17 protein-coding genes are annotated in these 22917 nt (G+C 53.7%); 5 read left to right on the top strand and 12 right to left on the bottom strand.

Translation table 11 applies throughout. The annotated features are described in order from the left end of the window. Positions 1 to 9: 9 nt before the first annotated feature. The 3 genes from ABDW36_RS13120 to ABDW36_RS13130 all read right to left on the bottom strand — a co-directional run bounded on the left by ABDW36_RS13120 (position 10) and on the right by ABDW36_RS13130 (position 1671). Positions 10 to 555 (bottom strand): hypothetical protein, encoded by a 546-nt coding sequence (locus ABDW36_RS13120; protein ID WP_343702361.1) that lies wholly within the window; start codon positions 553 to 555, stop codon positions 10 to 12. Between the two features lie 29 nt (positions 556 to 584). After that, positions 585 to 1427, bottom strand: a complete 843-nt coding sequence (locus tag ABDW36_RS13125) for a tetratricopeptide repeat protein (protein ID WP_343702362.1) — start codon at positions 1425 to 1427, stop codon at positions 585 to 587. An 85-nt stretch (positions 1428 to 1512) separates the two neighbouring features. Further along, positions 1513 to 1671 carry a hypothetical protein gene (locus ABDW36_RS13130; RefSeq protein ID WP_343702363.1) on the bottom strand — a complete coding sequence of 53 codons (159 nt, stop codon included), beginning with the start codon at positions 1669 to 1671 and terminating at the stop codon, positions 1513 to 1515. Between the two features lie 176 nt (positions 1672 to 1847). On the opposite strand from ABDW36_RS13130, the gene ABDW36_RS13135 reads away from it, so the two are divergent. Then, a complete protein-coding gene (locus ABDW36_RS13135) occupies positions 1848 to 2162 on the top strand; it encodes a helix-turn-helix transcriptional regulator (RefSeq protein WP_343702364.1) in 315 nt (104 codons plus the stop codon). 17 nt (positions 2163 to 2179) lie between these two features. Here the strand turns inward: ABDW36_RS13135 and ABDW36_RS13140 are convergent, their stop codons facing one another. Both ABDW36_RS13140 and ABDW36_RS13145 read right to left on the bottom strand, forming a co-directional pair. Then, positions 2180 to 3373, bottom strand: a complete 1194-nt coding sequence (locus ABDW36_RS13140; RefSeq protein ID WP_343702365.1) for a copper amine oxidase — start codon at positions 3371 to 3373, stop codon at positions 2180 to 2182. A 103-nt stretch (positions 3374 to 3476) separates the two neighbouring features. Continuing rightward, positions 3477 to 5651 (bottom strand): GH92 family glycosyl hydrolase, encoded by a 2175-nt coding sequence (locus ABDW36_RS13145; RefSeq protein ID WP_343702366.1) that lies wholly within the window; start codon positions 5649 to 5651, stop codon positions 3477 to 3479. A gap of 234 nt (positions 5652 to 5885) precedes the next feature. On the opposite strand from ABDW36_RS13145, the gene ABDW36_RS13150 reads away from it, so the two are divergent. The 3 genes from ABDW36_RS13150 to ABDW36_RS13160 all read left to right on the top strand — a co-directional run bounded on the left by ABDW36_RS13150 (position 5886) and on the right by ABDW36_RS13160 (position 8266). Then, positions 5886 to 6305: a carbohydrate-binding protein gene (locus ABDW36_RS13150; RefSeq protein WP_343702367.1), complete on the top strand. Its 420-nt coding sequence runs from the start codon at positions 5886 to 5888 to the stop codon at positions 6303 to 6305. Positions 6306 to 6373: 68 nt separating this feature from the next. After that, positions 6374 to 7348 carry a glycoside hydrolase family 43 protein gene (locus tag ABDW36_RS13155; protein ID WP_343702368.1) on the top strand — a complete coding sequence of 325 codons (975 nt, stop codon included), beginning with the start codon at positions 6374 to 6376 and terminating at the stop codon, positions 7346 to 7348. Positions 7349 to 7441: 93 nt separating this feature from the next. Beyond that, the gene (locus tag ABDW36_RS13160; protein WP_343702369.1) at positions 7442 to 8266 is read left to right on the top strand and encodes a universal stress protein; all 825 of its coding nucleotides are present in this window, start codon (positions 7442 to 7444) and stop codon (positions 8264 to 8266) included. A 6-nt stretch (positions 8267 to 8272) separates the two neighbouring features. Here ABDW36_RS13160 and ABDW36_RS13165 read toward each other — a convergent pair whose 3' ends face one another. Genes ABDW36_RS13165 through ABDW36_RS13175 form a run of 3 tightly spaced genes read right to left on the bottom strand, consistent with a single transcriptional unit; the run spans position 8273 to position 11176 of the window. Further along, a complete protein-coding gene (locus ABDW36_RS13165; protein WP_343702370.1) occupies positions 8273 to 9718 on the bottom strand; it encodes a glycosyltransferase in 1446 nt (481 codons plus the stop codon). Beyond that, entirely contained in the window at positions 9715 to 10809 is a 1095-nt protein-coding gene (locus ABDW36_RS13170) for a HEAT repeat domain-containing protein (RefSeq protein WP_343702371.1), read from the bottom strand. Before ABDW36_RS13170 ends, ABDW36_RS13165 begins: the two co-directional genes overlap by 4 nt. Positions 10810 to 10813: 4 nt before the next feature. Further along, a complete protein-coding gene (locus ABDW36_RS13175; protein WP_343702372.1) occupies positions 10814 to 11176 on the bottom strand; it encodes a response regulator in 363 nt (120 codons plus the stop codon). A 103-nt stretch (positions 11177 to 11279) separates the two neighbouring features. On the opposite strand from ABDW36_RS13175, the gene ABDW36_RS13180 reads away from it, so the two are divergent. Beyond that, positions 11280 to 12512 carry a YaiO family outer membrane beta-barrel protein gene (locus ABDW36_RS13180; RefSeq protein ID WP_343702373.1) on the top strand — a complete coding sequence of 411 codons (1233 nt, stop codon included), beginning with the start codon at positions 11280 to 11282 and terminating at the stop codon, positions 12510 to 12512. Positions 12513 to 12514: 2 nt separating this feature from the next. Here ABDW36_RS13180 and ABDW36_RS13185 read toward each other — a convergent pair whose 3' ends face one another. The 4 genes from ABDW36_RS13185 to ABDW36_RS13200 all read right to left on the bottom strand — a co-directional run bounded on the left by ABDW36_RS13185 (position 12515) and on the right by ABDW36_RS13200 (position 22813). Continuing rightward, the gene (locus ABDW36_RS13185; RefSeq protein WP_343702374.1) at positions 12515 to 14503 is read right to left on the bottom strand and encodes an LTA synthase family protein; all 1989 of its coding nucleotides are present in this window, start codon (positions 14501 to 14503) and stop codon (positions 12515 to 12517) included. Further along, on the bottom strand, positions 14500 to 18072 hold the full coding sequence (locus ABDW36_RS13190) for a PAS domain S-box protein (protein ID WP_343702375.1): 3573 nt from the start codon (positions 18070 to 18072) through the stop codon (positions 14500 to 14502). Before ABDW36_RS13190 ends, ABDW36_RS13185 begins: the two co-directional genes overlap by 4 nt. 203 nt (positions 18073 to 18275) lie before the next feature. Next, the gene (locus tag ABDW36_RS13195) at positions 18276 to 20873 is read right to left on the bottom strand and encodes a S8 family serine peptidase (protein ID WP_343702376.1); all 2598 of its coding nucleotides are present in this window, start codon (positions 20871 to 20873) and stop codon (positions 18276 to 18278) included. 26 nt (positions 20874 to 20899) lie between these two features. After that, on the bottom strand, positions 20900 to 22813 hold the full coding sequence (locus tag ABDW36_RS13200; RefSeq protein WP_343702377.1) for a caspase family protein: 1914 nt from the start codon (positions 22811 to 22813) through the stop codon (positions 20900 to 20902). Between the last annotated feature and the right edge of the window lie 104 nt (positions 22814 to 22917).

Here is a 22917-nt window from a genome sequence, read left to right on the forward strand (position 1 = left end):
TTCTGGCGGTTAACTGCGCCTGTTCATGATTGCCTGCAGCCGCAGGCGGTTGTATTGCTGCAGCCAGACAGGATAAATATTATACAGCAGGTTGTTCAGCATGATCACCAGCGCCCAGCCGTATTGCCGCCCGCACAAGGCGTACACCGCCAGCGCCAGCATGGCCACGCAAACCGCCACATGGCAGCGCTCATACATATACGAACGCTGTATATAACGGCGGTTTTGAGATGCGTCCCTGATCACCTTGTAGTTCGGGTACTTCCGCCGGAGTATGCGGTTGATCAGGTCTCCATCCTGGCTGAACCTGCGGATGAACAGGATGCCCACCCTGCGGTAAGCCGTGGCGTGGCGGCCCAGTTGCAGCAGCTTGTACCAGCGGGCCGGTAAAAAAGCGGTAACCAGGGCAACGGAAAGTATGATAACCAGGTGCAGTAGTGGCACTTGCCGGTAACAAAAAACATATACCGGGGCCAGGTTCACCACGGTCCACAATATATTGGGGAGCATGTTATACCTTTCGGCAATCTTCCTGATATCTGCATGCGTTTTCATAGCTTCCTGTAAAGTAAGCAGCAATTCGCTTATTTACAATGCAGCGCCAGTTGCTCCGCGGCGTACTCCGCCCCCAGCTCCCGCGCTTTTTCCCAGGCGGCACAGGCCCCAGCCAGGTTACCCATATGGAGATGGGTGTTGCCGATGTTCAAATAGGCGGTGGCATTATTACCATCCAGCGCAACCGCTTTCCCGAAATCTTCCAGCGCTGCGGCGTATTCGCCTGACAGGTCCCTGTTCACGCCCCTGTTGATGTACGCCTCCGTAAACGACGGGGCCAGTTCAATAGCCTTATTGAAGTCTTCCAGCGCTTTGGCGTGCAGGAAAACCGCGTCGCGCGCAATAGCGCGGGAGTACCATGCATTGGGGTTTTCGGGGAAGATGCGGATGGCGGAAGTGAAATAAATGATGGCAGCACTGAAATTGCGGTTATGATAGGCTTTCAGCGCTTCATCAAAATACCAGGGCAGGCGGCTGCCGTCTTCATCCGGAAATTCATAATTGCCAGTACCTGCATAAGTGCCATAGCCCTCCAGCTTGCAATCGTGTTCATATCCTTTCAGCAAAAGATCTATTGCCCAGCATAAAAGATGGTCCTCATTGAGGGGGAACGGCGGAAATTCCACCGTCAGCTCCCAGTAATTCTCTTTCTCCGCCACTGCTACCACCTTTGCCTGGTAGAACTGTGTAAAAAGGGCGCCCAGTTTTTTCACTTTTTCCTGCTGATCGGAAATAAAATAGGCATCCAGCGTGGCATAGGCATACTCCTCAAAACCGCTGTCCAGGATACGTTTACAGATATCTGCCGCCAGCAGCGCTTCTTCATTGAATTTGCCCGCCAATTGGTCTACAGAAAAGAATCTCTCCGCCATATGTTTCATTGTAAGCCACAAATGTAAGGTGAAAAATATCATTCAGTTAAGGCAGGGCCGGCTGCACAAGCCGGCCCTGCCCGGTTTAATCTGCCACAATAATGTCTCTCATCCAGCTATTGATCGCCGTATAGTACTTGCCGATGATCCCGCCGGCCCTGAGGCCATTGGTTTGTTCATGCGGATCACTGATGGTGTTGCCGCCGCTGATCGTGCGCATTTCCCGTTCTTTTAATGGTTGCATTTGTTCTGGTTTTTGCTGCCTACTCTGTTCATTGCCCGGTTTTCGGCTATCCCGTAATGTTTGCGCAAACAGTACAGCAAACTTATTTTCTTTTTCAATCCAAATAATTTTAAATTGGTTGAAATAATGATAGCGCGAGTACTTAATTTTTTCACCATTGTTTAATCTGTTAACTGATGCAAATCGGGCATAACATCCGCAAAGTGCGCGAACTGAAAGATCTCACACAAAACTACGTGGCTCAGCAGCTGAACATTTCAATAGCGGCCTACAGCAGGATAGAAAGGAACAAAACGGCCATCAGCCTGGAACGCCTGCAGCAGATTGCCGCAGTATTGGGCACGCCGGCCGCGGTCATTCTCAATTTTAATGAACAGGACGTTTTATCTCCTGCGGCCAGCATACAGGCGCTGGCTTCCGAAATACGCCAGTTACGGAATGAGATCAGGGCGGGCAACAATCGCAGCCGCAAAAAAAATCCCGCTTCGTAACGGAAGCGGGATTTCTATTATTTCAGATCAACTGGTATAAAGATCAAAGGCGTGGGCAGACAAGACGCACCCGGCGGAGAATACGTCATCCGGATGATTTGCTCCTCCCCGTTGGCCGCGGGTTTGAACACCTGCACCAGTATGGCTTCCGGCGCTTTTTTGGTAATCAACCGGTCACTGGGCAGCTGTATAATGCCTTCCTTGAATTTCCCTTCGCTCACTACCATGGTGTTGGCCATACCGCCGCACCACTGGTTATTATCGCTGCGGGAGTTCCAGGTTACCAGGGCCAGGCCCTTACCATCTGTGCTTTTCCACTTCATTTCTATATTGTAAATAACGCCGTAGTTACCGGCCAGGTGTGCTACTCCGGGCGTATTTTTCTCTTTGCCCTGCACCCAAGGGTCCAGCTGACCGTCTGCCACAATAATTTCCTTCACCCCGTCTTTGGTATCATACACGCTGTCTGTTACTATCCGGTAGTTGCTCACGCCGAACACTCCGCGGCCGGCGCCACTGTGGCCTTTCGGGGGCAATACCTGTTTGATGCGTGCCAGCGCTTTGGGGCCGGATGTCTGCAGGTCTGTCTGCAGCACGCTGATCTCGCCCGGCTGGTCTATGGTGAATTCATAGAAGCCATGCACCAGCTCGTCATATTTCGCAACGTATTTTTCCAGCTTTTCATCAATGGCAATGGCCTGACCGGGCTTCACCGTGCGGATCACGTTCTGCGGCGTGGAAGCAAAATAGTCTGCCAGCCCTTGCTTGCCGATCTGGTAATAATTGGTGCTGGGCTTTTGTGAAGAATATTTCAGCATGCGGATGTGCATATCGCCTTTACCGGTATTACGGATCACGGCGGTAATTCTCCGGTCTATTTTGGCCGGCTCCTTCACCCCGTTCACATTATATACATATAACCGTACTGCGCCCGGCTGCACCGGCTCCTGCAAGGCAATGGCCTCCGGTACGCGGATGTACTCCGGATCATCGGATATAACGTGCTGTGGACCGGGCAGTATGATCTTCTGGTACTGCAGGTCAGGGATCTTTTCCGTCAGGAAATCGGGCAGTAACACAATGCCACCCTGCTGTGTCTTCAAAATTGCGCTTTGCAGCTCCGGCTTCAGCTCCTGCGCTGTGGCCTGCATGCTGCACACACCGGCTATGGCACAAGTAACGAGGAACGGCTTCCAGTTTGGTTGCTTCATAAAATTATTAAGTTTGGCTGTTGACGTGGTTATGATTGCTCAAACTTAATAATTTAATTTAAAAACTGAAAGTATGTTTTTAAATTAAATATTTAATTATTCCCTATTTCGCTCCCCACTCCTTGTTCGGTTTAGGCCCCATTTCCAGTTCCAGCGTACCGCCAGCCATCAGCTGCTGGTGCGCAAACTCCGGTTTTTCCAGCGGCTGACCGTTGAAACGCGCACGCTGGATGTATTTGTTCACTGCGGAGCATTGGCGGGCCAGCACAGTAAACTGTTTGTTGCCCGGCAGACTGATGGTTACTTTTTCAAATACCGGGCTGCCAATTGCGTACACCGGCTTGCCGGGGGTTACCGGGTAAAAACCCATGGAAGAAAATACCACAAATGCGCTCATGCCGCCGCCGTCTTCATCTCCGGGAATGCCGAACACATTGTCTTTGAACCAGACGTCCAGCAGGAAGCGGATGCGCTTCTGCGTCTTCCAGGGGCTGCCGGTGTAATTGTAGAGATACGGAATATGAAAACTGGGCTCATTGCCCATGGAATACTGTCCCACAAGGCCTGTGGCATCCGGGAAAACGGCCCAGAACTCGTACTTGCTGCGGCCCAGCCCCTCACGGTACAGCTTGTCCAGCGCGGCTTCCATTTGAGATGCGCCGCCAAACAGCTGCTTCAGCCCTTCAATATCGTGCTGCACCTGCCATTGATAGGTGTAGCCGTTATTTTCATCGTAATAGTCCCGGCCGCCCATGCCCCCGTCTATTTTGGGATCTATGCTGACCCAGTTGCCTTTCTCGTCTTTCGGCATAAACATGCGGGCGCCGGGGTGCCAGAGATTTTTGTAATTCAGTGCGCGTGCCCGGAACTGTTGCTGCTCCGCTTTTCGCCCCAGCTCACCGGCCAGTTCGGCTACCGCCCAGTCGTCATAACTGCCGCCCAGCGTTACGGCCACCGCCTGCCGTTTTTCAAAGGAGTGCACCATAGGGTCTGTTTCTTTTTCCCCTTTGTGCAGCGCGGGATAGTAGCCACTGGCATAATAAAAATCGTCCAGCCGGCCCTTGGGGCCGTTTTGCCAAGGCAGCATGGTGGCCTGCGTGGCGTTTTTCACCATGCCTTCAAACGCCTTGTGAATGTCAAAATTTTTGAGGCCTTTGCGCCAGGCGTCCAGGAAAGTGATGGAAGAATGGAAACCGTTCATGCACACATGATCTCCGAACAGCACAGGGAAGGTAGGCATCCAGCCGCTCTGGGCGTACATCTGCACATAGGAATGCAGCATGTCTTCCTCCTGCTGCGGGTTAAGGATGGTACGCAGGGGGTGATGGGCCAGGTAAGTATCCCAGCTCCAGTCATCTACATAAAACGGCCTGGCGGAGCGGTGCACCTTTTTATCGTACCCGCTGTAATAAGCGCCGTCTTCGCTGATGTTCACCATGCGCTCATAGCAGCGGTAGAGGGCCGAGTAAAAAGTTCTGCGCTGCGCCTCCGTTCCCCCGCTTACCTGCACCTGGTTGATGACCTGCGCCCAGGCTTCTTCTCCTTGCCGGGCCAATGTTTCAAAGGTCATGGCCGGCGGCAGCTCCGTTTCGTAGTTTTTCCTGGCCTGCTCCGCGCTGATAAAGGAAACGGCGTAGCGGAACTCTACTTCCGGCGCCTGAAAGGTAATGTTATAGCCAGCAGCTTCCCCTTTTTGTGAAAAGGTGCCGTAAAGGAATATTTTCACATCGTTGTGCCATATTTCCATGGCCGCCAGCTCCCGCCCGTTGAACTGCCACTGCTGCAGCCCCTTGTTGTAGGTGTTGAAGAGCAGGTGTGCGGGCCTCGCGGCGGGGAACAGGAAGCGGTAAATGCCGGCCTTTTTGCCCGGCGCAAATTTAACGGTGATGTCTTCGTCTGCCAGCCAGGTTTCGTACAGCCATGGCCGTATCACCTCCAGGTCGTGGTCATAGGTAAGCGGCTGTTTCCAGGTGTCTGCCTTCAGCTCCCCGCTGTGCGGCTTTACAGCAAAGGCCTCCCCCAGCCGGTGGCTCACCACCAGCAGCGGAAAACTGGCAATCTGATCGTCTATATAATCTTTTCTGACAGGAAACATCCGCATTACCTGGTTAGGCAGCTGTACGGTAGGGCGCGTGGGCTGCAGCAAATGGCCTACATTGCCCACCGTCGGGTCTACATAAGGCAAAAAATCATTGGCCTGCCGCGTGGGCTGCAGCTGTGCCAGGCAGCTGGTCACGCACAACAAGAGCCAGCCTGTACCGCCTAATCTTCGTATCATATTCATACCTCGGAGCTTTAATCGGCCACAAAATAACGCGCAGGGCTTAACAGGAGAACTAATAAGGGATTAACGGCCCATTAATTTCTTCATTTTAAGAGAATTGGCGTTTTTTAATGATACGGCAGATGCGCTTAAATAGATATTATTATTTATCTTTATGTAAATAACCGTCCGCGCCGTGCAGCAAACCCGGCACCGCGCTGCGGCAAAACGGAGAAACGGACCTATCCTATGAAGCCTCTTGCACTAGCTGCGCTGGCAGCTATCTTATTGTTCATTGCACTGCCCGCAAGAGGCCAGGCGCCTGCTCCTGCCCCTCCGCCAGACAAGAAGTTCCTGATGAAAGACGGCGCCTTCCTGGGTTTCAGCCAGGTGAACCTGAGTATGGGAGAAATTGGGTTTGAGGTGCTTGTGTCCAGCAACATCAAAGGCAAATCCGCTCCGCGGCTGGAGTTCAGGATAGACAAACCCAGGGGGCGGATCATTGGCACGCTGAAAATACCCCACACGGCAGATACCACTTTTGCCCTGAAGCTGACCGGCCAGTTAAGATACGCCATGGGCGTTCACGATCTGTACCTGGTGGCGAAGGGAGACGGGGAGTTCAACATCTCCGGATTTTCGTTCATATCCAATTACTGGACGGATTGAGGAGCCGCCGCAACATGAACATTCCCGCTACTTTTCATCAATGACCACCGTTTTTATTATATTTCGGCATGAAGCAACTGATCCTGTCCGCTGCCATTGTACTGATGGCGGCCGCTGCGCCGGCCCAACAAAAGAAAAAAGCCGGCAACCCTGTTTTCCCGGGCTGGTACGCAGACCCGGAAGGAATCATCTACGGCAACCGCTACTGGATATTCCCTACTTTTTCCGCGCCTTACAACCAGCAGGTATTTTTCGACGCCTTCTCTTCACCAGACCTGGTGCGGTGGACGAAACACGCCCGCATACTGGACACCGCGTCCATAAAATGGGCAAAGCGTGCCATGTGGGCGCCGTCTGTCATAAAAAAAGACAAGAAGTATTACCTGTTTTTCGGCGCCAATGACATTCAGAGCGATGCGGAAACCGGCGGCATAGGGGTGGCCGTGGCCAATAAACCGGAAGGGCCTTATAAAGACCTGCTGGGCAAGCCGCTGATAGACAAATTCCATAACAAGGCCCAGCCCATAGACCAGTTTGTGTTCAGGGACGCTGACGGGCAGCATTACCTTATTTACGGCGGCTGGCGCCATTGCAACATAGCGCGCCTGAATGCGGACTTCACCGGTTTTGTGCCTTTTGAAGACGGCGTTACCTTCAGGGAGATCACGCCTGAAAAATATGTGGAAGGCCCGTTCATGTTCAGGAAGAACGGGAAATATTATTTTATGTGGTCTGAAGGCGGCTGGACGGGGCCAGACTATAGTGTGGCCTACGCCATTGCAGACTCCCCGCTGGGGCCTTTCAAACGCATCGGTAAAATACTGCAGCAAAACCCTGCCATTGCCCGGGGCGCCGGCCACCACTCCGTGATACACGATGCCAAAACAGACAACTGGTATATTGTGTACCACCGCCGCCCCCTCGGTGAAAAAGACGCCAACTCCCGCGAAACCTGCATTGACCGCATGTATTTTGACGAGAACGGCCTCATCAAACCCGTAGAGATCACTACGGAAGGGGTTGACCCGGCGCCGCTGAAATAAACTTTCCCGCAGGCCGGTTGTTATTGATGCACATCACCTGGACATCTGACGGGTATCACCTGCTGTAAAAAGTAAATAACTGAAATTTAAAGCATGAAAAAGATCATTGTTGCCCTGGACGGCCTTAAACTCTCAGACAGCAGCATTCAAACTGCCATACAACTCAGCAAACAGCACCAGGCGCACCTGGTGGGCGTTTTCCTGGACGATTTTACCCGCAACAGCTTTGACGTGGCGCAGGCCCTGCAGCAAAACAATATGCAGGCCATGATAGAAAAAGACCAGCATCTGCGGGATACGGCCGTGAAGCTGTTTGAAGAGCAATGCCAGGCGCAGAAGCTCAACTACACCGTTCGCCGGGACAAGAACTTTGCCATTCAAGACCTGTTACGGGAAAGCATATACGCAGACCTGCTGGTGATATCTGCAGACGAAACGTTTACCCGGTTCCCGGAAGAACCGCCTACCCGCTTCATCCGTGACCTGCTGGCCGATGTGCAATGCCCCGTGCTGATCAGCCCGCTCAGGGCCCAGCCGCTTGACAAAGTAGTGATGTTGTATGACGGCGCGCCTTCTTCTGTATTTGCCATCAAGATGTTTACCAGCGTACTGTCTATTACGCGGTTGCTGCCTACGGAAGTGATTACGGTAAAAGGCCCTGAGGATGACAGCCATCTGCCGGAAAACAAACTCATGAAGGAATTTATGCGCCGCCATTCTCCTGACGCGGTGTTCACTGTATTAAAAGGAGAACCTGAACAGGCTATACTCGACAAGCTGAAAGCGGAGAACGAAAGTACGCTGATAGTGCTGGGTGCTTATCAGCGCGGCACAGTATCCCGCTGGTTCCGCAGCAGCATGGCAGACCTGTTGCTGAGACAGCTGAAATGCCCTTTGTTCATTGCGCATAACAAATAGCCGGAATTATCCCGGCTGTTGCGCTTTCTCCGCCGGTTTCCCGAAACCGCGCCGCGTCATTTCTCCCCAGCTCTTTTTCTTCCGGAAGTAGTCAAAATACCCCCTGATGGCAGACCATACTACAAAAGGATGGAAAAGAAAGGGTTCGGAAAATGCCGCGAGGATCAGCTTCCTGATCTCTTTTTTGCGGCGGTACTGGTTATAGGTGTATACCTCCATATAGATGGCAAAAATGGAATTGAGGTAGCCGAAAAACAGGATAAAGAGCAGAAAGGCAAAGAACATATGCCAGTTAATGAGGCCCGTTATTGCCATTACCAGGAATACGATAAAACCCGTGAACTCGATAGCCGGTGCCAGCATTTCAAAAAACAGCCAGTACGGATAGCTGAGTATTCCCAACAGGTCATACCGGGGATTCAGGAAAATGATCTTGTGGGATTTCAGCGTTTCGATGGTGCCCCTCGTCCACCGGTTGCGCTGGCGGCCCAGCAACTTCGTTGTTTCGGGCGCTTCCGTCCAGCAAAGGGGGTCTGGTATGTAGGTTACTTTGTAAGGCAACCCCTGCTCATGCATATAGCGGCGCATGCGTACTACCAGTTCCATATCCTCCCCTACTGTATTAACATTATATCCGCCGCAACGGATGGCAATTTCCCGGTCAAAAGCGCCGAAGGCCCCTGAAATAAGTAAAAGGCCATCCAGCCGCGCCCAGGCCATACGCCCCAGCAAAAATGCCCGGATGTATTCCAGCGCCTGCATGCGCGCCCAGTAATTTTCCGGGAGGTGTACCCGTACCAGCCGGCCGTTACGCACCTCGCAGGAATTGGCGATGCGGATCACTCCGCCGGAAGCTATTACCCTGGCCTCCCCTTCTTCCATGAACGGCTTTACCATTTTCAGGATGGCATCATGTTCCAGTATACAATCGGCGTCAATACAAACAATGTAATCGTGGCTGGCAATATTAATACCCACGTTCAGCGCATCCGCCTTGCCGCCGTTCACCTTGTCTACCACCACCAGCTTGTTATACGCCGGGTGTTTGGTACGGTATACGGCTTTCACTTCCTGCGTGGGAATCTGATAGTTCACAAAGAAGTCTACTTTCTCCAGTTGATAGGCATCTATCAGTTTCTGCAGGCTGTCGTCTTTGCTACCGTCATTGATCACTACCAGTTCCAGTTTATTATAGTATAACGAAAGCAGGGAACGTACGTTTTCTACAATGGTAGCCCCTTCGTTATAGGCCGGCGCCAGTATGCTTACTGTGGGCGCATGGGGAGAGGCGGCCAGCAGCCGGTAATCTGTAAAGCTGTTCTTATGCAGGTACTCCCGCGTTTCCCCAATAGAGTTGATGCCAATGAACACATAAAAGAAGATCAGCACCACTGAATAGAGGAAAAGGCCTGACACCACCAGGTATATTAATATTTCTGCTGCTTCTTTCATGACCTGGCCCGCAGGGATTTAATGTGAAGGAATATCCGGTCATACACCGGCGCCACCTGGGCTTTCTGCTGCAATAGCTGCATGCCGTTGGTGCAGCAATTGGCCACAATTCTGGCTGCCTGCAATTGTACGGCCGGATTGCCGTTTTCCAGCTCCTGCTCCAGGAAAGGCCTTTCCTGGTCTGAAGCGATATGTTCCAGCGCATTCAGTATGGCCTTGCGCAGCTGCGTGCCGGCGGTGGCATACAGCGCTACCAGTATGGCCGCAGACGCCTCATCTCCTATACGTGTCAATGTTTTCACCGCCTGCACCTGTACCTTCAGGGATGGATGCTGCAGGCAGGCCGTGGCCTCTTCTTTTACCTGCATTTGCTGGTAAATTTCGGCCAGCTTCAGCGCAAACTCCACCACGCTGTCTACGGGAGAGCGCAGCCACTGCGGCAATTGCTCAAAGTGGCCAGGGTCTAGCGGGAGCAGCTGGTCCAGCAATTTTACCTGCTGCCAGTTGTTCATGGGCCGGGTTAATGTGTTCAGGAAATGCAGGCCGGCAAACCCTTCAAAGGAAAGCATGGCCGTCTGCGCTTCCAGGCGCACGTATTCGTTCTGGCTGTTGGTATATTGCTGTATCAGCGGCTTTGTGTCCTGCTGCTCCATCATGTACAATTCGTGGATGCCTTTGGCCCTGAGGTACCAGACATGGCTGTGTAGCTTGCGGACCGAGGTATCGCGAAGGCCCAGCTGCTCATACAGGGATACCACGTTGCGCGCTGCTACGCCAGTGAGATTTTTCCTGGTATTGATCAGCTGGTTGATGGCATACTGGCGGGCTATCCTGTTATGCGGCAGGTCTTGCAGCATCGGCGGCACCTCCACTGCAGCCCCGTTTGAAAAATCTCCGAAGAGAGCTTCGCTCAACCAGTGGTCAAAAAATTCCTGCACCTGCTTTTCCTGCATGAACCGCCGTTTCTTGATGCGGAGATAAATGCCGGTTGCAATCAATATCAATACGATGATGCCCGCAAAAAAAATAGTGTAGGCATATAGAGATGACTCTGCGATAGTACGCGGCTGAACAAAAGAGAGTGGTTGCAAACGGCTAGTGTATTGAGTTTACCAGTTTTTTGACGCGGATAGACAGCTCCGTAAGGCTGAAGGGCTTGGTCATGTAATCATCCGCGCCCAGCTTGAACGCTTCTTCCACAATGTTTTCCTGGCCCATGGCAGACAGTACCATTACTTTAATGGCTTTCTCCATGTTTTTGACCGTACTGACAATCTCCAGGCCGGAAACAGCGGGCAGCATGATGTCTGTCAATACCACGTCAGGCTGTTCCGCCTGTATACTTTCCACGGCTTCACTACCTTCTGCGCAGGCTATTACCGTATACCCGTCTTTAGCCAGTTTGACTTCGATTGTTTTACGGATGAGGTTATCATCTTCGGCAATTAATACTTTCATTTTCACAGGAATTATGGCTAGAGTAAATATAGAAATATTCCGGTTAATCATAGCCGTTAGAAAATATAAAATTATATTTGGCGTAACTATATCCTGTTCATGTATGAGGACTGTCTTCTCTACGCTTTTTTTACTGTTGTTTTATGGTTGCCTGTTTGCCCAGGAGCATCTTTCATCTGACGAGCTTTTCCAGGAAGCGCGAAAGGCCGCCTTTGACCACAAAAACTACCCGGAAGCCATCCGCCTTTGCAGGATAGCGCTTGCAAAAAGTCCTGACTATGCTGATATCAGGGTATTCCTGGGGCGTGTATACACCTGGAGCGATAAAACGGATAGCGCCCGTACGGAGTTTCAATATATACTGGAGCGGCAGCCCTCATATGAAGATGTTTATGTGGCCATTGCCGACCTGGAGTACTGGAACGACAGGCCGGCCGAAGCCCTGCAATACGTAAACCGGGGGCTTGAGCAGCACCCCCGTTCTGAAGACCTGCTGCTGCGCAAGGCAAGGGTATTGGCCGCCATGAAACAACTGCACCAGTCCGCGGAAGCTGCCAACCAGCTGCTGGCCATCAACCCCGCCAACGCAGCCGGCCGGGCGCTGCTGAACAGCATCAAAGACCAGGTACGGAAGAACAAGATAGATATCAGCTACGACTATACTTATTTCGATAAAAGATTTGACCAGGCCTGGCATATGGCAAGCCTTGGCTATAGCCGGCAAACGCCGCTGGGCTCAGTCATAGCGCGTGTCAATTATGCCAACAAGTTCGGGGAAGGGGGCGTTCAGGGAGAGCTCGAAGCATACCCGCGTTTCTCCAATACGTTCTATTCCTACGTGGGGCTGGGCTATTCAGACAGCGATATTTTTCCCCGCTACCGGGCGGGGTTTTCACTGTACGCCAACCTGCCAAAGAGCTTTGAAGCGGAGCTGGGCTTCCGCTACCTGTATTTTTCCAGTTCCACCTGGGTGTACACTGCGTCTGTTGGTAAATATTACAGCAATTTCTGGTTCAACCTGCGCACCTACCTCACGCCCGGGGACCATAACCTGTCCAAATCATTTAACCTCAACGTCCGGTATTACACCGCCGGGGCGGATGATTTCCTGACGCTCGGCATCGGCACCGGTATTTCTCCTGACGACCAGCGGAACAATATCAATTACAAGATCAACAACAACCTGCTTTCCTACAAGCTGAACCTGGCCTGGCAGCGCACCTTTGCCCGGCAAAACATCATCGGGCTGTACGCCACCTGGTATTACGAAGAATACCAGGAAGATACTTTCGGCAACCAGGTAAACCTGGGTGTAAGCCTGGCCAGGCGCTTCTAGTTTCAGCGGGTGAAGCGGCGGTAGAGAGAATCCGGCAGCAGCAACCCCGTTTGAAGGAACTGGTTGTTTTTTTGCCGGAAGCGTTGAAATCCCGCATTCAGCTCACGCAAGGCCGCTTCATCTGTTACCGGTTCCAGGTCAAGATCCGGCAATATCCTGAACAAGCTTCCATTATTGAGCATCCAGGCACCCGACACAAAATCTACCAGGTCGTTTTTGGTTTGCATCAGGGGATATTGATGCACATTGCGAAATTCTCTCGCGGTATCCAGCCCGCTGCCTATCCAGGTGGCCAGCGCAGGCGTTTCTCCCAGCAGCGGGGCAAAGGAGGCCGGCACGTCCAGGTGGGAAGACACTGACGAAAAACGGGCGGGCTGCCTGAACAACGGCGAATGTGCAATGAGCAGCGTGTGGTAACGGTCTATTTTGGAACGCATGGGAATTTCCGGCAGGCGGTGGTCTCCGGTGATCAGCACAATAGTGTTCGTATAGTCCGGCCGCTGTATCAGCTCCCGGAAAAACTCCCGCAAGGACTGGTCCATGTATAACACAGAGGCATACACGGGAAGGTACTGCCGCTGCATGGCCAGCTGTTCCGGTTTCAGTTGCAGGGCCTGCAACCGCTGTTCAGCCAGCTGGGTGTAATAAGGCTGGTCCGGCACTAAAAACGGCGAGTGGGTGCTCACCGTGAGCATAATATCCAGCCGCGGCCTGGCAGTGTCTGCCGGCGTTGTTGCCAGGTACTTTCTGAACAGTTCCGCATCTCCGTACCCCCATGTAAAGCCGCTGCTGCTGGCCGGCAGAAGACTGTAGCCTTCTCCGAAAGAATTTCTGTCTATGACCGAATCCACCTGCTGGTCTTTCACAAACAGGTCCATCTTGTCAAAGGAGGCGTCTCCGGCGTAGAAGAACCGGGTGCGGTAACCGTTGTGTTTAGCCAGGTTGAGCAAGGTAAGAGAGGCTGGCAGCTGCGGGGCCAGCTCCGCAAAGCCGTTTCGCGCAAAGGGCAGCGAGCCGGTTATGGAAGGTAATACAGCAAAGGTCCTGCCGCCGGCGCTCAGGAAATTTTCCCAATAAAGGCTGCGCTCTGCCAGCGAATCAAGAAACGGCGTAAAACTGCCGAGGTAAGCCCCTTTCCCTGAAAAAGCACGGCCAAGGCCTTCTACCAGCACTATTACAATATTCGGCCGCTGTGGGAGAACACTGAAAAAAGGTAAGAGGGTGCTGCCCGGCCGGGAGGTATGTAAAAAAGGATATTTGTCTGGCTCCACATAATCTGCGCGGAGCAGCGAATCTGCAACAGGCGGCTGGCTGCTCACGTTGCCGCTGTAAGGCTCGCCTAAAAAATGCTGCTGGGCGCGGGTTATAAAGAAACCCGTTTTGTTCAGCACAATATTGCTGGCAAACTCAGGGCGTACGTTGTTGCCGATGAGACTGCGGGAAAGGGGTACGGCCAGAAAAGCCAGGCAAACCAGCACAAACCAGAACCCGCGCCGGTCTCCCCTGATCTCCCGGCGGCTGACCACTATCACTATCACCAGTATGGCTACCAGCAATGCTCCCCATGTCAGCAATGTACCCGCTTGTATGCTGCCGGTGGCGGCGCCTACCGTCTGCTCTATCTCTTTGACGGAATACCCGAAAAGGTCTGCTCCCAGCGGCACGCTGGTTTCATGAAAATAGAGGTTCAGCGAGAGGCCAAGCAGCACACACAATGCCATTACGATGAAATAAAAAACATCTCCCGCTCTCCTGCTGATAAACATGTACAGCAACAGGTACGGCAGCACTATCCAGCGCACGATGCCAAAAAAGGTAAGCAGGTCTGCCCAAAGTGCATGGCCGGCCAGCTCCGGCAAGGGAACGGGTAACCTGCCAATGGTCAGCAGGTCAGCCACGCGCAGCAGCACCATCAGTGCCAATAACAGACAAGACAATAGCAGGAACCTGTTAAAGGCCGGGATCCACAGGTGTAGTTTGGGTATTTTCATGATGCCCCGTTAATACGGTTGTTGATGATGGTTGTTACAAGCGTTATTTCTTCGGAGGTCTGGCGCAGCAGCTCTTCCGCCTCCTTTTCGCTGAAGCGGCTCAGCCCGTCAAGGCGGCGGGCCAGCGTATGCAAGTGTTTCAAGCCCACACTGCCGGTAGTACCGGCCAGCTTGTGGCCCAACGCTCGTATGCCCGCCAGGTCCTTGTTTTGAACATGTTCTGCCAGCACCTCTGCAGACCGGTTAATCTCCCTGCATGTCAGTTTTAGTATTTCAGGGTCTACCTGCTCTTCTCCCAGGTAGTTCTTCAGCACATTTATATCGAAATGTTCCGTTTCACTTGCCGGGGTACTTTGCGGACCGGCGCCATTGGGCGGCAGCCACTTTCTGAAAATGGCGGCCAGCTGTTCTTCCACAATGGGCTTGGACAAAAAATCGTCCATCCCCGCTGCCAGCGATTTTTCCCTTTCTCCGCTGATATTGCCCGCGGTAAGTGCAATAATGGGCACATGGCCCTCCTGTTCCATCTCCCTTATGCGGGAAGTGGTTTCATAGCCATTCAGCTCAGGTATCTGGATGTCCATCAGAATGATGCCTGGCATTTGTTTGCGGCATACTTCCAGGGCTTCAAGCCCGTTGGCAGCCTCCACAATAACGGCATGGGGCATCAGCTTGCGGATGATGGTCTTTGCCAGCAGCAGGTTTACCGCGTTGTCTTCCACCACCAGTACGCTGGCGCCAACCGTGGCCAGGTCAATCTGCTGCGGCAGGGTGGTATCTTCCACTGCCGCAACGGCGGCATCTTCCATATCTGCCACCTGCAGCGTCAGGTAGAAGTAAAAGATACTGCCTGAGCCGGGATAGCTGATCAGCTGCAGTTTGCTGCCCATCAGTCCAAGTATCCTGTTGCAAATGGTGAGGCCAATGCCCGTGCCGCCATACCGTTTGGAGGTAGACGCATCTTCCTGCGCAAAAGCCTCAAAAATGCGCTGCTGCTTGTCAGGCCTGATACCGATGCCGGTATCCCGCACTTCAATGCGGCAGGTAAGCTCTCCTCCCTTGCAGGTAACGGCAGACATTTTCAGCTCCACTTCGCCCCGCTCTGTAAATTTCACCGCGTTCCCCAGCAGGTTTACCAGCACCTGCTTGAGGCGCAGCCCATCGGCCACCACCACGTGGGGCATGTCTTTGTCAATATCCAACACTACCATCAGGTTCTTTTGCCGGGCCTGGTAAGAAATAATATCTGTAGCAGCGGCGGCCAGGTCTACCAGGTTGGTATTTTCCAGGTGCAGCTCCAGCTTGCCGGCTTCTATTTTAGAGAGATCGAGTATATCATTAATGATGCTCAGCAAAACGTTGGCAGACTGGTGTACAATGGTGATGTATTGGTGTTGTGTTTCATTCAGCCCCGTTTTTAGCGCCAGGTCTGTAAACCCGATGATGCCGTTGAGGGGCGTGCGTATTTCATGGCTCATGTTAGCCAGAAATTCCGTTTTGGCGTGGCTGACCTGCTCTGCTTGCAGCTTGGCGGTAACCAGTGCTTCTTCCATCCGTTTCCGTTTGGTAACATCTGTAGCAATACCCAGGTACCCGGTAATTTTCTGGTTCACGTCGCGGATGGGGGTCATTACCAGTGAAACAATGCAGCGAGAGCCGTCTTTTTTGATATAGATCCATTCCCGTTGCTCGGAGCCGTATTTTTCCGCATTATAGGTAAACACCCGTCCCCCCCTGATATCTTCCCCTGTTTCGCTTGAAAGCTCTGCCGTCCTTTCCACCACTTCGTCCTGGTCATGTATCACAGCCGGCATGAAGCGGCCCATCATTTCCGCGGCACTATAACCCAGCAACCTTTCCGCGCCGGTATTAAAAACGGTGATCATGCCCAGCGCGTCCGTAGCAATAATGCTGACCTCGGAAGCAGACTGCAGTACGTCATTCAGCAACTTGCGGGAGTTGGAAATTTCCAGCTCCGCCTTCTTTTTTTCGTCAATATCCATGAACGCGCCGAACAGCCGCTTGCACACACCGTCCTCAAATACGGCGTTACCCAGCGTACGCACCCATTTTTCCTGGCCGGCGGCATTGATCACCTGCACCTCCAGGTCCCAGGATCGGCCGTGCCTGATGGCCGCGTTAATGGCCCTGGCAACCGCCAGCTGGCTGCTGCCCTTTTTGAAAAAGCGGATGGAGCCGGCCAGGTTGGGCTCATAGTCCGGCGGCACGCCATACAGTTCTTTTGTAACGTCAGACCAGTACATCCTGTCTTTCCCGATCTCGGCCACCCAGCCGCCTACACGGGCTACCTGGTTGGTTTGTTCCAGCATTTCCTTTGTGCGCGCCAGGTCTCTTTCCAGGTAATACCTTTCAGAAATATCAATGGCGTTGGCAATAACATATGGATTCTCGTTTACGCCTGGCTCCAGCACGTTATTGAAAAACCAGATGCGGGTAGAGCCATCTTTATGAAGCGTGGTCATTTGTCCGCTGGCATGCCCCTTTTCCAGTATCTGCTGCAGGTACGTTCCGAAGGCAGGGCGGTGATCAGGCGGAATGATATCATAAATGTACATGCCTTCCAGTTCTTCTACCGTGTAACCCAGCAGGGAAGCACCGGCCGTATTCACAGAAAGGAATTTCCCGTTGAGGTCATGCGTGCACATCAGGCCCTGGGAGTGCTCAAAGAATGCGCTCAGCTTGTGCCGGCTTGATTCCAGCATCTGCTCGCGCCGCTGTTCTTCGGTGATATCCCTTGCTATGGCGTAAATGATATCTGAAGACCCCGCCCGGTTGGCCACCCAGTGTAACAGGCGGTACTCTCCCGTTTTTGTGACATAGCGGCGGTTAATATGTATCATGCGGCCGTTTGCCACGCGCATTTTGCCCAGTTCCTCTTCAGAAAAGGCCGCATCGTCAGGATGTACAAAATCTATATACGGCCGGGAAAGCAGCTCCTCTTCAGACCAGCCCAGCACCGCGGTAAAAGCGGGGTTCACCCGCTTGAAATAACCGTCTGTACCCACAATACAGATCATATCATGAGAGATGTTGAAGATCCGCTCAAAATGGTCCAGCTCATGGTGCTTCCGCCGGTCAACGATCATGGCAACAGCAATATCGGCCAGCATCCGCAGGGATTCGCGCTGGTCTTCCCTCAACTGGTTCGGCTTCCTGTCAAGCACGCAAATAGCCCCAAGGGGAAAACCGTTCGGGTCAATCAAAGGGTAACCGGCATAAAACCGGATGTGTTCCGGGCCTTGTACAAGGGGGATATTGGAAAAACGTTTGTCTTTAGAAACATCACTGATCTCGAGATGACGTGGCTCAAGAATGGTGTACCTGCAAATAGCCTCTTCACGCGATGTTTCGCTTACGGCCAGTCCATGGCCCGATTTGATCCACTGGCGGTGTTCATCAATCAAGGTTACCAGGGAAACAGGCATATCACAGATACGGGAAGCCAGTTTGGTCAGGTTATCAAACGCTTCCTCCTGTGGGGTATCCAGTATTTCATAACTGTGGAGCGCCGCCAGACGCTCCTGCTCGTTTGCAGGTGTATTCATCATAAAAACTCCCTTATAAAAATAAGGCACAAATTCAATTCCCGCAAATAATAAGCGCCGCAGTTCTCTCTGCGGCGCTTGCCATTCCTATGAAAACACTAAAATTGAAACGCTATTACTGTTACTAATAACAGTACAAAGGTGCGCCTTCTCCAGGAGCAGGCCTATGATAATTGTCAGCCCCGGAAATGATATTGATTAGGAGCTCATGCGGCCAGAACGGCTTCTTTCAGGTAGCCGGACGCATATGTTGAACGTGCTATCTGTTCATGAAAGGCGGGCCGGTTCAGCAATTCTTCCATGGCAGCCTTGTTCTGCAGGTCAAGCGTGGAGAACAGCTCAAAGAACTGCGGATCTGTCTGCAGCAAGTGCAGCAGCTCCATGGCCAGCGCGTCTGCCGGGGGCGCAGGCGCATTGCTCCGGAACAGTTTTCTCCGTTTAAAAAACGAGCCGATGGTTTCCACAATGCCAAACAGCGAGCTTTCCGCGGAAGGCGCCGGGCTCAGTTCCGCTTCGTCCGCCACACCAATGCCCAGCGCATCATAAGCACGCAAAATGCCATTGCCGTAATACTTTTCCCATTCCGGGAACTGGCGGGAAGCGGATCGGTACAGCGCATGCCGCACAGCTTCCACCTTTAGCCATTGGCGGCCGGGCTGATAGTAGCCTTTGGCTTCCAGCTCCGGGCGGTGGTACGCTATCCAGAGCGCGGCCGCGGCGGCTACCTGCGGCGTGGCGGAAGAGGTGCCGCCACCGCTGCGCAAAAACGCGTGCTGTGTAGAGGCCCAGGGCGTGTTAGGCGTATAGGCCGCCAGCGCGCGCGTCATGCGGGAGGGCGGGCCCCAGGAGCCTTGCATGTACTGGGTGCTGATGGCGCGCTGCCCGCCGCGCAGGTAGTTCACATCATAAGGCTGATGGTCATACATGGCGCCGGTGGCGGCAATTACCCTTTCAAACGCCGCGGGGAACATTACACATTTGGGCAGCAGGGCGCCGGTACCTTTGTACCAGCAATTACTGGCGGCGGAAACAATCACAATACCGGCCTCATAAGCCCTGTTCACCGCCTTTGCCATGCGGTTGCTGGGTTTGCCGGCCATAGACATAGACACCACTTCGCAGCCTTTTTCTATGGCATAGTCCAGCGCGGCGGCAAAATTTTTATCGTTCATGATCACTACGGATTCTGAAATGCGCATGGGTATCACCTCCGCGAAAGGCATGCCGCCAATGAACCCTTCGTACTCATCGTAGGTATCCGGTTTGCCTACCTTGTTGCCGGCCAGCAATACCAGCGTGCCCAGCCCGTGCCCGTCTTGCCCGGAATCTGGCTTGTCTACCGCCTGGGAGCTGTCATCCTTTTTCACAAAGCTGCGCTGGTTGACATAGTCCAGCTTCAGGGGCAGGGCCACGTGCCCGGCTATGTAACCGGTATCCAGGTGGGCTATGCGCACATGCGCGTCCGGCCGCTGCAACAAGGCTTCCTGCGCTTTCAGGAGCTGGGAGTGCGCATCGTCCAGGTGCCAGCCTATGCGGCCTTCATTTTTGGCGGGAGGCCATTCGGGAATGTAATCGGGGTTGTTGATGTCTCCTTCCCGCGTGGCGCGTTTGTCTTGCGCGGGGCTCACGCTCAGCACAGGCTCTACAGTAGCCGCAATGCCATTGGCGGTCAGTTGCTGTTGCAGGGCATGCGCCGCGCTCCAGGCATGTTCATGCGGGGTGTTTTTCAGTTCCAGCAGCCAGGTGTTGCCTTCCTGTTCCAGGATCACGATGTCTTTCCCCGCCGTGAACGGGTTGTCTGCAGGGGCTTCCAGCTCCACCAGCAGTTGCGCGTTGCGCTTCACTTTCACCTCATCCCACTCCTCTCCGGGCGTAAGGGAACGCTGCAGGGGCTGCGGCTTCAGGTCAGGCTGCCGGTAACCGTTGATGCCGGCCGCGTCAGGTATATCAATAGCGAAGGGAAAGGAACGGTCAAAAGACGGGATCACTGCGCCGTACTGGAAGAAGTTGGGACGAGGGAAATAATACCGTTCCCTGATCTCGTCTATAAAAGTTTCCGCCGTGGCATTTTTGAAAGCCGGCTTTTTGAACAGCTCCATGAATGCCTCCGTGAACACACCGTTCTTCTCGCCGTCATAAGTGGTCTGGTCATCCTGGCAGGCGGCCAGCAGCTTTACGGCGGCCTTTACATTTTCTGCCTGTGGCGTTTTTTTATAGGGCTTTTGCAACGGAGCATAAAGGGAGCTGGCAAAGCGGGCGTTGACGGCCTGCTCCACTTCCAATGGCAATTTGCGGGAACGAAGGCCCCGCGCGGCCATGCTGCCGTTCAGCCCGTTTTCCAGCAGGGCGCTCAGATCAAGCTCTTCCGGCAGGGCGCGCACCATGGTGCCGGAATGACAACTGTCAGACACTACTACTATGCGCGTGCCTTCCGCAAATTTCCGGAAAGCGTCAAACAGCTCGTCATCCAGCAGCTCCCGGTTGTAAAGGCACCAGGTCTGGTCATTCCGCTCATCGTCAAAACCTTCTTCTTTCTCGTTCGGCAGCTGGCTGCCATGACCGGCATAGGTCAGCAGCAAGATATCTCCCGCTTTCATCTGGCCGGCATAATTGCCCAGAACGTCCAGCACGGCTTCGGCAGTGGCGTCTTCGTTGTGCAGCGACTGCCCTTTGTAACCCTGTTCTTCCGCAAAAGAAGCCCAGAACACGGCGTCGTTCACGGCTGCAAACAGCGGCGGCACGCCGGGGTAATTTGTCTTATCAACTTTGTTCAAGCCGATATGCAATGAATAACCTTTTGACATATGAATGGTTTTTAAAGTCAGGATAATTAACGTTTGCACTGTACCCGGAAGGTGAATACAGACCAGGGCAACTGCGCTGTAATGGCCCCGGCCTTGCCGGGCGGCGCCAGGTCCCGGGAGGCCTCACCGTCATCCAGCTCCAACCCTTCCTGCACGTGCTGGTCAAGCGGAACGGGCGCCGCAGATACAATGACCTTCACATAGTCTGTAACGGCGTGAATGCCGTAACGGGCATACGCCTTGTTCATGCTTACGGGGATGCGGGTGTAAACCGTTTCGTCATATAACAGCGACAGGTCGAGATAACTGCCAGCTTTCTTTTCCAGCCTGCTGTTATCGTTCCTGATCAGCGTGCCGTTGATGCTGTACTGGCTGCCCAGGTAGAGGACTTTTACATAACAGGCGCTCAGGGATGAAGATGGGTGAATGGAAATGCGCAAACCGAAAGAGGGGTATTGCTCGCCTTCGTAATGCAGCTCCACCCCGTCTGCCATCACCGTGCCGGGGTCAGCCGTCCATTCAAACACAAAGTCTTCCCGGCTGAGGCCCGCGGCCTGGTGCTCCAGCTCCAGCGTGGCCAGCCAGTTGCCTACCTTGTTCACATTTTCCAGGAAGGTAGCCGCATTGTGTTCCCGCCTGAACAACGGCATGGCGCCGTTCACCGGCAGCAGCACATAGGCGCCGTCTGCCAGTTGCCGCACGTTATATTGCACGCCAGGGGCGTTGTCTTCATGCAGGGTAAAACAGGGATAATTCCCTTTGATGTCCGCCAGGCCCGCGGGCACGCCTACTTTCATGGGAGGATTGGCCATGCGGAGTAATACAGCGGTTACCTGCCGGCTATCCTCATCAAACCCTTCCAGCGTCAGCCAGCTCCAGGCGGGCGCGACCTCCTGCAGCACCACGTTCACTTCCTGCTCTCCGTCTGTCACCTTCACCACCGCGCCCGGTTGCAGCCCGTGCATGGCGCCGCCGTACATTTTCCAGCGCTTTTCCCGCGCGTTGTACTGCACGTTGAAAAAAGGCCGGTAAGGGCGGATGCTGGCAGACAGGAACTGCTGGTCAAGGTCTTGCTCCAGGCCGGCAAATGCCACGGGGGTCTGCTTTTCAGCACGGCTGCCCACCGTAACGGACAAACCCTGCATCAGCTGCCGGTAGCTGCGTGCCGTGCCGCCCAACCGCAGTGCCTCCAGGAGCCGGCCGGTAAACAGCCCTCCCTGCATGGTTTCCTGGGCTTTCTCATCGTCCCGGCAGGCGGCCAGGTGTACATAACGCGGTATTTTGAAGCCGGCCTTCCCGTTCTCAAGGGTGTAAAAGCCGGCATCTTCATAACCCAGGTACTCTGCAAACGCCACCTTGTTGCGGCCTGCAGGGATGTAGCGGAAGCGCAGCTCTCCTTCATTTTCAAGGTTACGGGTATTGTTGCCGGAGTGGCAGCAGTCCATCACCACCAGCACATGCGCCTGTTTGCCGGAAAAGGTTTTCCAGAGCAGGTAGGCCAGCTCCTTGTCAATGAGGTCACGGGCCCGGGGAACGGCTTCGTTGCGGCTGTCCACACATACCAGCGTTTCCACCTGGGTACGGTCAAACACCGGCGGGGCCTCCGTTTGGGAACCATGGCCGCTGTAATAGAACACACAAACGTCCCCTTCGCCCGCATCTTTAAAATGGGTAAAAAGCCGGGTGGAAATATTGGCGAAAGTGGGGGCCTCATAGGGCAGCTTTTGCCCCGTGGCCGCTTCATGGTCTGCTATCTGCAATGCGTCAGCGGCGTTGGGAGCCAGGTAATACACGGGGTGGTAACGCACGCCTGTTTGCTGCGCGCACTGCTCCCTGAACAGGAGGTCAAGTGCCAGCACATCCCGCACGCAGCCACTCAGGGCGCCCTGCGGATAAGCGTTTATGCCCACAAAAGCGGCATAAAACATACGGTCCTGCATAAAGCGAGGTTTAATTCGGGGTTGGGAGATACAGACTTTTGGGATTACACTCAGGCTACCGGTCCTTCTGGCCTGTAACAAATATAATTTAAAATCCGTAACTT

Origin of the sequence: Chitinophaga sp. (assembly GCF_039596455.1) — a bacterium.
Taxonomy (GTDB): Bacteria; Bacteroidota; Bacteroidia; order Chitinophagales; family Chitinophagaceae; genus Chitinophaga.